This is a genomic window from uncultured Gemella sp. (genome assembly GCF_963529685.1).
Classification (GTDB): Bacteria; Bacillota; Bacilli; order Staphylococcales; family Gemellaceae; genus Gemella.
The window spans coordinates 76,542-90,121 of record NZ_CAUSAI010000002.1 but is presented as its reverse complement, the minus strand read 5'-3'; the positions used below and the strand labels follow the sequence as shown (position 1 = coordinate 90,121).

At 31.1% G+C, this 13,580-nt stretch carries 15 protein-coding genes; 6 read left to right on the top strand and 9 right to left on the bottom strand.

Annotation, left to right across the window (positions count from 1 at the left end):
• From RWS90_RS00860 to RWS90_RS00845, 5 genes are all read right to left on the bottom strand, one after another.
• On the bottom strand, positions 1–644 hold a 644-nt coding region (locus tag RWS90_RS00860; RefSeq protein WP_314548018.1), incomplete at its 3' end, for a CHAP domain-containing protein.
• Positions 645–670: 26 nt separating this feature from the next.
• Complete coding sequence (locus RWS90_RS07830; protein WP_399541392.1) at positions 671–823, bottom strand: YvrJ family protein; 153 nt, start codon at positions 821–823, stop codon at positions 671–673.
• A 39-nt stretch (positions 824–862) separates the two neighbouring features.
• Positions 863–1,075, bottom strand: coding sequence for a DUF2922 domain-containing protein (locus RWS90_RS00855; RefSeq protein ID WP_314548017.1), 213 nt, complete (start codon positions 1,073–1,075; stop codon positions 863–865).
• Positions 1,076–1,095: 20 nt separating this feature from the next.
• Positions 1,096–1,290 carry a hypothetical protein gene (locus RWS90_RS00850; protein WP_314548016.1) on the bottom strand — a complete coding sequence of 65 codons (195 nt, stop codon included), beginning with the start codon at positions 1,288–1,290 and terminating at the stop codon, positions 1,096–1,098.
• Positions 1,291–1,701: 411 nt separating this feature from the next.
• Positions 1,702–2,517: a YwqG family protein gene (locus RWS90_RS00845; protein WP_314548015.1), complete on the bottom strand. Its 816-nt coding sequence runs from the start codon at positions 2,515–2,517 to the stop codon at positions 1,702–1,704.
• A gap of 284 nt (positions 2,518–2,801) precedes the next feature.
• On the opposite strand from RWS90_RS00845, the gene RWS90_RS00840 reads away from it, so the two are divergent.
• The 6 genes from RWS90_RS00840 to RWS90_RS00815 all read left to right on the top strand — a co-directional run bounded on the left by RWS90_RS00840 (position 2,802) and on the right by RWS90_RS00815 (position 9,579).
• Positions 2,802–3,650, top strand: coding sequence for a diacylglycerol kinase family protein (locus RWS90_RS00840; protein ID WP_314548014.1), 849 nt, complete (start codon positions 2,802–2,804; stop codon positions 3,648–3,650).
• A gap of 4 nt (positions 3,651–3,654) precedes the next feature.
• Positions 3,655–5,124, top strand: coding sequence for an LCP family protein (locus RWS90_RS00835; RefSeq protein ID WP_314548013.1), 1,470 nt, complete (start codon positions 3,655–3,657; stop codon positions 5,122–5,124).
• A gap of 121 nt (positions 5,125–5,245) precedes the next feature.
• On the top strand, positions 5,246–5,884 hold the full coding sequence (locus RWS90_RS00830; RefSeq protein WP_314548012.1) for a Wzz/FepE/Etk N-terminal domain-containing protein: 639 nt from the start codon (positions 5,246–5,248) through the stop codon (positions 5,882–5,884).
• Positions 5,885–5,893: 9 nt separating this feature from the next.
• A complete protein-coding gene (locus tag RWS90_RS00825; RefSeq protein ID WP_314548011.1) occupies positions 5,894–6,523 on the top strand; it encodes a polysaccharide biosynthesis tyrosine autokinase in 630 nt (209 codons plus the stop codon).
• A gap of 876 nt (positions 6,524–7,399) precedes the next feature.
• Entirely contained in the window at positions 7,400–8,554 is a 1,155-nt protein-coding gene (locus RWS90_RS00820) for a hypothetical protein (RefSeq protein WP_314548009.1), read from the top strand.
• Entirely contained in the window at positions 8,548–9,579 is a 1,032-nt protein-coding gene (locus RWS90_RS00815) for a hypothetical protein (protein ID WP_314548008.1), read from the top strand. The genes RWS90_RS00820 and RWS90_RS00815 overlap by 7 nt, the downstream gene beginning before the upstream one ends.
• 150 nt (positions 9,580–9,729) lie before the next feature.
• Here the strand turns inward: RWS90_RS00815 and RWS90_RS00810 are convergent, their stop codons facing one another.
• The 4 genes from RWS90_RS00810 to RWS90_RS00795 form a co-directional block, all read right to left on the bottom strand.
• Complete coding sequence (locus RWS90_RS00810) at positions 9,730–10,944, bottom strand: Fic family protein (RefSeq protein ID WP_314548007.1); 1,215 nt, start codon at positions 10,942–10,944, stop codon at positions 9,730–9,732.
• 356 nt (positions 10,945–11,300) lie between these two features.
• Positions 11,301–11,873, bottom strand: coding sequence for a CYTH domain-containing protein (locus RWS90_RS00805; protein WP_314548006.1), 573 nt, complete (start codon positions 11,871–11,873; stop codon positions 11,301–11,303).
• Positions 11,870–12,430, bottom strand: coding sequence for a class I SAM-dependent methyltransferase (locus tag RWS90_RS00800; protein ID WP_314548005.1), 561 nt, complete (start codon positions 12,428–12,430; stop codon positions 11,870–11,872). Before RWS90_RS00800 ends, RWS90_RS00805 begins: the two co-directional genes overlap by 4 nt.
• An 18-nt stretch (positions 12,431–12,448) precedes the next feature.
• Entirely contained in the window at positions 12,449–13,378 is a 930-nt protein-coding gene (locus RWS90_RS00795) for an SAM-dependent methyltransferase (RefSeq protein WP_314548004.1), read from the bottom strand.
• Between the last annotated feature and the right edge of the window lie 202 nt (positions 13,379–13,580).

Below are 13,580 nucleotides of genomic sequence, written 5' to 3'. Positions count from 1 at the left end.
CTAGTTCCATCGTGTGAGCCTACAGCCATGTAACGACGTTCGTTAGAGTATGAAATATAACTAATCCAAACGAAGCCTTCTTTAATGACGTAACTATCGTAATATACGACTTCTCCTTCACTGTAGCTACTAACAATTTCCCCTGATATACTTGGTTTAGTTCTAACGTTTATAGCAGGGATAGTCACGGTGAATTTACCATTTTCGTCCACTCTGATCCAATCTTCATTAGAATCATAACTAGGTCTAATGAAGCCAGCGAGACACGTATCATCACGACTCATAATACGAGCTACCCCTCCTTGTTCAGGTGTGCCATCTACATTTTGCTCTACAGAGGTTATAAGTCCGTTATTGACTTTAATAACGATACCGACATGACCATATTTATCCCATGAGCCCCAGTGCCAAATAGCGATATCTCCAGGTGCAATGTTAGTATCTCCTTTGTAATATCTTTTCCAACCTGATGGTATAGAATTTGTTAAGTAATCAATAGCATTTCCATATATTTGAAAATTAGCGAAGGTCTTCACGTAGGCCATTATAAGATCTACGCATTGCGCTCCGTACATGCCATCCATATCTATCCATTTATAAACATTATTTTTTGCCCAATTTACCATTATTTGTTGACTTGCCATAATAAAACTTCCTTATTGTTTTAAATTTATTCTTTGATATTCAGTTTATTTTCTAGAATGCTAGTAAGATTGTTTAAACTTTTACCTATATTTTGAAGTGTATTATCTAATTTTAGTAAGAAAAATACCGCGACAAAAATAGGGAATCCTACTGTATTAATAAAATTTTGTATATCCATAAAAAAGGTGCGGCATTAACCGCACCTCCCTCCCTTCTATTATTGAAGCTCGCTTGTTTCACGAGTGACGTAAGTAGCTTTTTTGAAGGCTGTTAAAACACGTTTTTCGTTGTTTAGTACTTTTGTATCAACAATTTTTTGAGCAACAGCTTCAACGGTGGCTTTACTTAAATCGTCTTTCGGATGTGAAATAGCGATGTGATAAGTTTTTTTGTTTTCTGTAGTAAAATAAATATTTAATTTTTTCTCCATAATGTAGTCTCCTTCTTAGATTAAACAAGTTCTTTTATGTTAATAGTTACAGTGTCGATAGTTTTAGACACTAATTTTTTAAGCTCTTCGCCAACCTCTTTTAATGTATCATCATTAGCGGTTGGATTAACATCAAAATTATAACTTTTATTGATTTGCTTTTGTCCTTTTGGTTCGCTGTAGTTTAAGTGTAATACTTTTTTTAGTATAGTCATTTGTATATCTCCTTTGTTTTTTAATTTTTTGTTTGTCTTTGGCCTCTGACATTATATATATCGAAATTAAGAGGATGATTTTTTCAAATTTTTGAAAAAAATTTTATTTTTTTATGAATTTTAATTAAAACAATGGAGTTCTGAAGGCGAGATATCGAAAAGTTGGGGGGTGAGATTCTAATTTTTTAGCCATTTTGATGAGTCTTATGCGAGATTATAAAAATGACAAAATAAGAATGTATAATTCTGACAAAATAAAAATGTACAGTTCCAACAAAACGACGTTGTTACTAGTATATATAGAAACACCCAAAAACCATTTTCAGATTTTTGGGTGCTAAAATAATGTATAGCTAATGATTTGGAATTAGACATAGGTATGTAAATTTACTTATTAGTCCAAGAGATTTTTTAGAAGCAATCCCAGTTGAATAGGATATTATCGAAGTTAAGATTTTTCAGATCATCAACAGAGATGAAGAAGTTTGCAATACCGCTATCGCCCCAAAGTATTTCAGGGGCATCAGACTCAGGGTTTAGTTCGCTATCAACTTGCAACAATGTGAAATTGTAGTTGTCTTCTGAGTTGCGTGGATTCCATTGTATAAATGACGGGTACGAACCTAATGAGTGACTGTTGTTTTTGAAAGAAGAGTATAGTTTTGTATATGCTTCTTTTTCTAAGTCAGTATATAAGTCAGAGGTTTGTTCATCTGGATACAATTCATTTATAAGGGCTAAAACTTTTTCTTCAAATAGATAGTCGTTAGTAGTGATGAAAGAATAGTCTTTATTGAAGTGTAGTTCAAAGGAACTAGATTTTGGTTTAAAGGGTGAGGCGTGCTCTTCATTTGGAATTGTGTAGTTTTCTAGTACATCTTCTGATGTAATACTTTCATCAATTTTATCAAAGTATGTAACGCGATAAGATTTTTTATCGTCTAACCCAAAGTTAGCATCTCTTCCAATCCAAAATTGCAAAATTCCAGAAGTGGGATAGTATTGATTTTCAGGTAGTTCGCTACAGTTAATTTGTGCTAATAGGGCAAGTTGTGTACCCGTTGAATCTGTAGGAATTCTAGCGCCGGTAGGAACGTAAGGAACACCTCCAAATTTGCTAGTGCTAATAGATAATGTATTACATGGGTTTATAGATATATTTATACATTCTCGAGTGTTTTCTTTTAGTTTATTAATAATGTCATCAATCATGTCAAGTGTAATCATTAGGTCATCTCCTATGTGAAAAGTTAGTTATATTGTAGCATATTCACTGATAATATTCAAAAAGAGAAAATAATTGAGATTAAAATTTAAAGTGATGTTTATTCCCAAAGTAAATTCTAGTTCAAAGAAAAAACTGGAATTCAACTTAAAACTAATTTTTCACCAGTAATCTAGGTTGAAAAACTTGGTGTAACTTTATAGATGAAAATCAATTTAATCTTTGAATTAAAGCCTTTTTTAGTGTATAATTATAAAGATAAAGTATTTTTATGTAGGACCGAAGTATGATTGATATAATAGTAAATTCTCGGAGTAAAAATAGTCTTTTAGAACTAAAGAAGATTGAAAATGAGTTAGATGGTACTTCTTATAGGGTACTCAAAACATCAAAGACTAAAAATGCTAGTGATTTGATGGATGAGGTGAGAGCGGATAATCTTATTGTTATAGGTGGGGATGGCACGGTTAATGAAGTGATAAATAATTATCATGGAAAAGAATTTATCTACCTTCCGTATGGTTCTGGTAACGATCTTGCTAAGTCGTTAAAGTTTGATAGGGATAATATCGATATAAGAAAGTTAGTAGAATCTGAAAAATTTGATGAATATGATGTTGGTACTGTTAATGATAAGAAGTTTTGTTCTGGGTTTGATATTGGATTTAATGCTGATATTATAAAAAGGGCGAATAATTCAAAGTTTAAGAGGTATTTAGGTAAGCATATATATCTTTTTGAGGGGATAATGGGTATTTTGAAGTTGAAAAGATATAAAGCTCAGATAGTTTGGGATGATGGGCAGTTAAGTACAGATAGGTTATATTTGTTAAATGTAATGATTCAGCCGTTTGAGGGTGGTGGGATTAAGTTTTCACCAGAAGCTACGGGGAAAAATGATGTGTTACATGTTATGATAATGGAGAATATGAATATAGCGGTTTTTATCTATAACTATTTATGTTTGCTCTTAAATAAACATCATAATTTAAAGAGGGTTAAGTTAATAACTACAAATAAATTGGCTGTCATGACTAATCAAAAGCACTTTCAAATTGATGGAGAATTGGTAAGAAATAGAGAACAATTGAATTTAAGTTGCATTAATAAGTTTTATAAATTAAAAAGGATGTAGGGTGATGAGTAGGAATTCACGTAGGAGAAGGAGAAAGGATAAAAGTGACATAGGAATATTTGAGATAGTCAATGGGTTATTGACTTTTTTATTGACTGGACTAGGTATAGTAGTAAGTTGGACGATGTTAAAGTATAATTTTTTGAATTTCAAAGGAATTAATTATGTGATACTAGTTATTATAATATTAACCATAGTCTTAGCTGGTGTGCTGTTGATTAATAAAAAGGCAAGGGTATTCAATCTAGTTATGTTGATTTTAATGAATATTGTGCTGGTATTTTCTTATATGCAATTTAGGGCGGCGATTAATTTGTTTGACGATATAAATGAAAAAGCTGCATTTAGTGAATATACTATGAGTGTAGTGGTTTTGAAAGATGATGTGGCTAATACATTAGATGATATAAAGGATGAGTTAGTAGCTGCGCCAACATCTGCAGATAGCGAGAATATTAATAAGTTTTTAAAAGAAATTCGAGAAAAAGAAAATAAGCAATTAGAACTTGTTGATTCGAAAAGTTATACAGCCGCATATGAACAGCTCCTTAATGGAACTAGCCGAGTGATGGTAGTTAGTAGTTCGTTTGAGGATTTAATAAGTGGTCAATATAAGGACTTCAAGGATAATATTAAGAAAATATATGAATATAAGATTATAAAAAGAATTGGTGTGAAGGCTAATAATAACATTGAGGATACATTTAATGTTTATATAAGCGGAATTGATACTTTTGGTGAAGTGAGTAGTGTGAGTCGCTCAGATGTTAATATTATTATGACTGTAAATAGAAAAACAGGAAAGATTTTGTTGACTACAACACCACGGGATTCATATTTAAGAATAGCAGATGGAGGCTATAATCAATACGATAAGCTTACGCATGCTGGGCTTTATGGTGTTGAATCATCGATTCATACTTTAGAAAATCTTTATGGTATTAAGTTAGATTATTATGCAAGGCTTAATTTCACATCGTTTTTAAAATTGATAGATGTTGTAGGTGGGGTGGATGTCTATAATGATCAGACATTTATTTCGGAATACGGAGGGTATAGTTTTGAGCCGGGGACTGTCCACTTAGATGCTGATAAGGCTTTAGGATTCGTTCGTGAGCGTTATAATTTACTTGAAGGTGATAATGATCGTGGAAAAAATCAAGAGAAGGTTGTTACTGCGATAGTGAAGAAGCTGACATCTAAAGAGGTTTTAAAAAATTACAGGTCTGTAATTAAGGAGTTAAATGAGTCTATTCAGACGAATATGCCTATTGAATCTGCGATGGGTGTAGCCAACGAACAACTTAAATCCAATAGAGAATACGAGATAGTGTCACAGGCGTTGGAAGGTGAAGGTGGTCTTGGTTTACCTTCGTATGCGATGCCGGGTGCTAGTTTGTACATGGTGCAAGTTGATAAGCAAAGTTTAGAAGAAGTTAAGGCGAAAATTAAAGAAGTATCAGAAGGGAAGTAGTTGATTATATATTTTAGGTTATTGGAGTATGCGAACAACGGTACTCTAAAGGTATTTTAGTCTAATTGGTTAATTAAAAATAAATAATTAAGAAAAATTTATTGAGAGGAAAATTTATATAATGAGAAGAGAGAAAAGACAGTCACATTCAAAACAACTGTTTAAAAAAACATGGGAGAAAAAGATATTAATATTACTTATAACATTTTTATGTACAGCAGCATCGCTAGTATATAGTTTGTTTGTGGTAACACCACGATATGATTCAACTGCAAAAGTGTCAGTAGTGAGCCAAGGTAGTAAAGAATATAAGGAAATGCTTTTAACAGAGGAAGTTATGCAAAATGCGGCGGATAACAGTGATACAGGATATACTGCAAAGCAATTGTTGAAAAAAGTAAGTGTGGATGTTCAAAAGGATAAGAATATTGTAACTATTACTGCCAGGGATAAAGATCCACAAGTCGCGAGTGAATTAGTGGATTCTGTAAAAGAAGTGGCTATTGAGAAAATTAAAGAAATGACAAAATCTGAAGGTGTTGAGACTTTGGAAGATGCTAGTGTGCCAAAAGCACCAAGTTTTCCAAATATTCCTTTATTTGCGTTATTGGCGACTGCTGTAGGGTTTGTTCTATCACTTATTGGGGCAGTAGTGTTTGAACTTCTTGATGATAGAATTAAAGATCCAGAAGATGTGGAAAGAGGGATGGACGTAGCACTTTTAGGTGTTATTCCAGAGATGAATTTAGGAGAGAAGTAGGATAAGAAGATGGCACAGATAAATTTATTAACAAATAAGAATATGATAAATGCTGAGAGTGAAGAGTATTTTAGTGCGTTACGCTCGAATATTCAAGCTTTGGAAAATAATAAGAAAGTGATTATGATTTCATCTGTTTTAGAAGGTGAAGGAAAAACAACGGCTGCGGTAAATCTAGCTGTATCATTTGCTGAATTGGGGATGAAGACTATGCTTATAGATGCGAATACTCGTAACTCTAATATGGCGGGATGTTTTAAGTTCAAAAGTAATATTTGCGGGCTTACAAATTATTTAACAGGAACTGATCCTATTGAAGATACTATTTATGATGCTGATGTGAAGAATTTAAATATCATTCCGTCAGGGGCGAGAGCAAAAAATCCTACTGAAATTTTGCAAAATAAAAACTATAATATTATGATAGAAGTATTTAGAGAGTATTATGATGTCGTGATTATAGATACGCCATCAGTTGGAGATGTACCTGATGCAGCAGTAGTTGCAAAAAATACGGATGGATTTATAATGGTTGCAGAGGCTAACCGAGTGAAGAAAAAAGACTTAGAAAGCTGTATAGAGGAGCTTGAAAAAACTGGCTCAAAATGTATGGGAGTAGTTTTAAATAAATTCTATTAAAAAGATAACTAATTACATTAATTATTTGATAGTTGTAAGAGGTATAATTATATTCGGAGTATGGAAAAAGAATCCAGCTCCGAATTATTTTTTGTTAAATAAGGAGATATAAGTTACGTTATAAGTATAAAATTTCCTCTTCGAATCAATTGACAACAAAAGAAGATATGTGATAGAATGTAGATAAGTGAATGAGAGACGACTATCAAATTTCACCACGAAAGCCAATTGAAATTCGACTTCAATTGGCTTTTTATATTTTTTATTAATAATCACATACAAAGTGAAGTGTATGCGTCGTGGGCTAAAAAGACTACTTTTTCCCGTGACTATCTTTTAGCAAATAGTATTCTATCAGTAGGAGAATTGCTCCAGATAATAGATTCACAAGGATTTGAGAGACGACTGTCTCCATTTCACCACCTCCTTTTGGAGCTAGTAGCCTACTTCTATTATATCACTAGAGTCTATATTAGAAAAGAGTTTCTAGGTTTATTTAGTATTAAAATTATATTTTTAAGATTATGTAAATAGAGAGAGATTGAACATTCTTCCTCTTCGAATCAATTGATAGAAAAAGAAGATATATGATAGAATGCAGATAAGTGAATTGGACGATTATATTCACATGAGATCACGAAAAACAACTGAAGTGCTATTTCAGTTGTTTTTTTATATGAACTTTGTTAAATTTTAGGTCAACCCTGCTAATAATCTATATTATTTTGTTTATATAATTATAAAGTTTGTATTACATCTAATTTTGATGTAAAATTAAGTTGAAAGAGTAGTGAATTTTATAAAAATCTTTTCACATAAGATAATTACAAAAATCTCTGTAATTTTTAAATAATTATAATAAAGGGAGGAGAAACAATGGATAACAAAAAAATTATAAAATTTCCTGTAGGTAGAGAAGAATTTGCAACGGAAAAGGATAGAAGATACCAAAATTATGAAATTGGCAAAAATTATATAGAAATTGAATTTTCTTCTAAGCAGGTTGAAGAGGATTTTGCGGAATCAATGAGGATTTTTGGTGAATGTATTAAAAATATAGACAACTCTGAATGCACTTCTTATCTTGAAAAAGCAATAGCGCTATCTAAATATAATGTAGATGCTAGAGTATTTGAAATACTTACTAGAGATATCTCAGAGTTTGAAGTTGAGCATGCACTAATACAATTAAAAGATGAGGCATATAGGTTTGAAGAAGGGTTCATTCAAACTAGCAAAGTTCCTATTAATTTTTTACATTTTAAAGTTTGCAACCACTTAGCTGATTTTTATTTCAGTAATAAACTTTATAATAAAATCAGTAAAATATATTTAAATCCTTATATATTTTTTGAGATGGATGACGAGTTTGCAATGCCGATGTATTACAATTACATACTTTCTAGTCTTATATTAAATGATTTTGAGGAGACTAATCGTTGTTATAAAATGGCTCATAGATATGATAAAAATGATGATGAGGTTATTTTACTATCAAAAGTTTTTTACCACTTAATGCAAGGGGAAGAAAAAGAAGCGATTGCATTCTATAACAAAGCTATTAAGAAAAATAAATATGTTTTAGATGTCTTAGATAGAATAGCTAATCCGAATTTGATTAAATTTAGCACGGATAGCGATGAAAAGTATGTTGAGGCTCTTAGAATAGTTATGAAATTCGATTATTTCTTTAGTAAAGAATATTATTTTGATTTCTTTATGCACATAAGAGAAAGTGAATATGTAATCGGTGATAATTTGGATAAATATGCAGAACGTAAGGAAATTACAGTTGATGATATGAAGCGTGATAGATCGTTTGTGGCAATAAGAGATACGGAATTAAAAATTATGCATGAGAACTTTTTATTAACAAAAGAAGATTTCTTGAAAATCACGAAGTCTGAATTTCTTAAAATAAAAGGCTTAGGTAGAGGAACTATCCGAAACTTGCATTTGAACGGTGTAATGTTTGCTGATGATAGTGAGTTTGATATCCAGATGGAACTTATGGAGGATGACTTATGGTAAAACGTGATAGAGAATTTGAAATACTTCTTAAAGATTTTTTAAGAACGGAAGGTAAGAATTTTTCTAGTAAGGAAGAGGCTATCGAAGTATTTGAGCGACTTTATGACTTGGTTGAAGAAGGATATGGTATAGATACTCCTCTTGGGGATATTATTGATGCGATTGATGAAGAAGATATGAGTGCTGTCGATAAACTAAATGCTCTACGTGAACTTCATGAGGAGAATAAAGATGCTTTAAAAAGAGCTATTAGGCTGGGAGAGGATATCATGTATTCAGATAATGATGAAGATACTGAACAGATGATATTAGCGGACGTGCTTGCTGGGTATTATAGAGATGCTGGAATGTATAATGAAGCTGCGAAACTTTATAAATTTATGTTGGCAGCCAGTCCATCTGATTTTTCCGAGGTTACAGATGAATTGACAAAAGTATATGTTCATTTGAACAGTGAAAGCCTGATGCAGAATCATATCAAGTGCTTTGATTATGAAAAGTCGGAAGTTACACTATTATTGCTAAGTATTTTTAGTATAAATCGAGAAAAGTTTGATGAAGCTCACTATTATATGACGAATCTTAAAAAACTTAATACTTATACTGGTAATATTTTCAAAGGTGGATTTAAAAAGGTTTCAGACTATATAATAGGAGTACCAGATAATGAGAAAGGTGTTAATAAGGAAAAAACTTTTGAGATTCACTATGCTGCTACCATAGCTGAAGAGTATTTGCTTAATAGATATCATTATGAAATATTAGAAAGATTATACAAATCAGAGATGGAAAGAAGAGAGTATCTGATTGTAGAAGGCCGATTTAATATTTCCAAGGAAATGATGAAAAAAGATCCTATTTTCGCAGGGATGGAAAGACAACTGAATAAGTTTATCAATGTCGAATTGTATAATAAAGAAATCATCGAGGAATATACAGAAAAAGAATTGAGAAAATTAGATGGTATAGGAGCTACAGTCATTCAAAAATTAAAAAATAATGGTGTCAAGTTCAGAGAGGAATAAAAGATAGGATTTATAATCTTAGTAGAACTTAACTGTCGAAAATTTGTATATATAAAAAGTGGAAAATTTGGGAAGAGGTAGTGACTCCAAAATCATGATTTCGAAGAAATAAGATTTTGAGGGGTCACTACATGTTTCTCAGATTTTTTATTATTCAAATATTTCAGCTAAAAATTCTTCACTAAGTGTATATATTTTTGGGTTCTTCTTAATCACTGTAATCTTATCTTCATTTTCTTCTAAATATTTATTTAAGGTTCTTTTAGAAATTTCTAAAACATTAGACACTTCGTCATGACTTATTAAAGCATCTTTAGCACTAAACAAATGACTTTGTAGAAGTAGGAATAGTATATTTTTAAGTTTATCATCAGCGATATTATCGTTAATATAGTTTCTAGCTATGAACATTTTTTCAATATTTTCTGTTAAGAAAGATAATATATGTTCTTGTCCTGAAACTAAAAGTTCTAAGTTTTCTTTAACAAATAGAGTCATGTCACCTTTGTTTAAGGGGTGTGACGTCTTCTCAAAACTCTTATAGTATTTATTTTTATTTCTATTAATGCTGTATGAAAGAGTGATTGCCGTAAATATATCTACTACACTCGTAAGAGATTTGGCGAGTAAGTATCTTCCTACACGACCATTGCCATCATAAAAAGGATGGATGTATTCAAAATAGTAGTGCCCAATAAAAATTTTGTATAGTTTTGGCAAGTTATCATAATTCATAAATCTAATTAAATCAGCTAATCCGTTGTTAATATCATCTTCAGTTGCTAAACCATGATGAATAATATCATTCCCAGCATAAACGCTTACGCTTCCTTTTCTAAAAACTTCTCCATCCAAAACATCTTCTTTTGAAACCTCTTCTCCAACGAGAACATCATAAATTTTTCTGAAATCATTAGGTTCGAGTATTTGTACTTTTTTGTCTAAGTAAGAATACAATGTTGCCATACCAGTAAAACGTCTAAGGTTAGGAGAATCACTATCTTTTTTAGAAAGTGCTTCGCTAATCTCTTTTTTAGAACTATGGATACTTTCGATTTCATTAGTACTTTGAAGTTCATTAATAAGCAACAAATTAAAGAACTTCTCTTGTGCAGCTTCTGGAAGTATACTTTGTTTGGCAATAATTTCAGCACTATTAGTATAAATTTTCTCTAGAATTAAGATCAATTCTGCAGAATTGTATATAAATAATGGATGCTCTTCTGGTTTTCTTACACCCTTAATAAAGGGATTGATTTTAAGTGAAGTAACAAAAGTAGAAGGAGAATGGATTCTATTGTTATACTCGTCTTCTATATCAAAATTCATATGAAATAATTTTTCTAGTGAATAATACTTGTTCATATAAATCACCTACTTTAATCTATTTTTAATAATTATAGCATATTCAAAATGGAAAAAATAGTCAAAATTTCCATTTTGAGAAGAAAAAACGAATTTAAAATGGAAAAAACAGGCAAAATTTCCATTTTGAGAAGAAAAAATGAGTTCAAAATGGAAAAAACGGGCAAAATTTCCATTTTGAGAAGAAAAAATAAGTTCAAAATGGAAAAAATAGTCAAAATTTCCATTTTGAGAATAGATGGAGTAGTGTAGCTTAATATAATAGCCTGCTTACTATAAAAACCTCTTTTGTACCTTTATTAAAACTAGTGTTTTTGAAAAAAATACAAAGAGAGGTTATTTTGATATATTTTAGTTTATCGTTTTGAATATTCTACAGCACGAGCTATTTTAGGTCTTGCAGGATTTTTGTCAATATGATTTTCTTCTAATAATTTCTCAAATGCAACTAATCCCGACTCATAATCTTTAGTCTCAAATTCTAACTCATAGTCGACTATATCGTTAATGAATGTCGTTTTATCAAGTACCAATAAATTTTCATTTAAAGTCACCTCGTGTCTTAATGTCTCGATTTTTTGAATAAGCATAGGTGTTTTAATCTTTACATTCATACGCTCTATCTCGGTTATAATTTCATTTGGTAAAACTGGTAGGACAGTTGGTTCTTTAGGATACTTTTCATCAAGAGGAATATTTATTTCAATATTTTGTGTTTTTCCTTTTATCTTCAAAGTCATCTCGGTTTTCTTGTTAGTATAACGTATTCTAAGAGCTGCACCGATTTTTTTGAAGTTTTCATCTGCATCATCATAATAGAAATTTTTATTAATTATTTCTTCAGAATTCTTCAAATCATATTTTTTAAATAAGGTTAGGTACTGCTCTTCAGACAGTAAATTTTTAAATTCTATTTCTATCTCTCTCATGAAATTTCCTTTCTCTTTTCAATCGCAATAATAAATGGTGCGTTGTTTTTCTGATTAATGAATTGATAAACCAATACTTCAGCTACTTTTTGATCAAGATTTTGAAGTTCGTTTAACAATGATTCTTTTTCCACCTTGCCGTTTTCATGACCCCAATATACAACAATAACAATTCTACCACCAATCTCTAGTCGCAATAAAAACTTTTTAATAGTCTCAAGTGTCGTCTCGGCTAGTGTAGTAATCTCATGATCTGCATTTGGCAGGTATCCCAGATTAAAGACAACTGCACGGATTTTTTCATCTATATACTTATCAAATTCGAAGTGTGAATCGAGAACAATTTCACATTTATCCGTTAGTTCGGCTTCTTCAATTAGCTTCGTAGTATTATCTATTGCCAGAGTTTGGATGTCGAATGCATATACTTTTTTAGCTGAAGTTTTTGCTAGGAACAACGTATCATTACCATTTCCAGCAGTAGCATCAACAACGACTGAATTTTTATCTATAACTTCTTTTAATAATTTTTTACTGAAAGTTAAAACTTTATCCATCTTATTATCCTTATAAAATTATTTTTCTCTATGTTTTTTCATTTCGTTAAGTATATCGTTTAGTTCGTAGTAGTTATCGCTTGCGATTGTAAAATCAAGTGAAGTAGTGATGATTTCTGCTAATAACTTAGAATTATCACTTGTATAGTCTTCCTCTCGGTTTAAATTTGCTTTAAGATCTGCGACAAGTTTTTCTAATTTATCTACTAAATCAGCTTCTGTAATATCGTCATTCTCATCGAAATCTTTGGTGTAATCTTTAATATTGAAGCTAAGTCCATCTTTTAGTGGTGCAATATATAAAGCGCGTAGATTATTTACATCTTCGCCAACAGCAGCAGAAAGTTCATGAAGAGGTGATGTGTAAATTTTCTCATCTACAGCGCCGGCCTGCTCGATTACAGTAACCTCGTGATCATAAGGGTAAAACGACATAAGTTCATCTGAGACATTAGCTGCAGTTAAATCATCATAACACTGTGTAATAAGTAGGTGTTGAAGCGGATTAACCTGTCTTAACGTCTCAAGTGCAGTAGCATCTACAAGAGAAAAACCTTCCACAGGATCAAACTGTGCTGCGTTAAAGCAAGAATCTAAAAAACTCTCGCCACCAACGATTTTTACATCTTTATCACTATTTATAAGTAGTTGAGTAGTCAACTCGGCAACCATAGGATGACCCGGAACAAGATATATCACATCGTTATTTTCAGCTTTCTCAATGATGTAGTTTGCTATGCTGTTATATGTATTCTCAAAGTTTTCGTTTTCTGTATAAAACTTATCGCAAGTCTCAAAAGAAATATTATTCTCCGCTAAGAAAGAAATCGCCGGATGCTCTTTAGTACGAGCAATAACTACAGCATTTGTATTGTTTAATAATAGTTGTTTAATATTCTCTTTAATATTTGAACTGTCATTAGGACCAAGTCCGATAATGTAAATCATAGGGTGTACTCCTTTTTTCTAATATTTAACAAATGATTTTTAATAAAAAATAATATATAAAACATTTGTATAGTACATTTTCTAACATAGCTATTATACCATAAATAACGTTTTTCCTGATTAAAAAAAATATATAAAAGAAGATGAGAAGTAAAAAAAATATTAGTAACACAACATAAGTATTATCAAAAAATATCTAAAA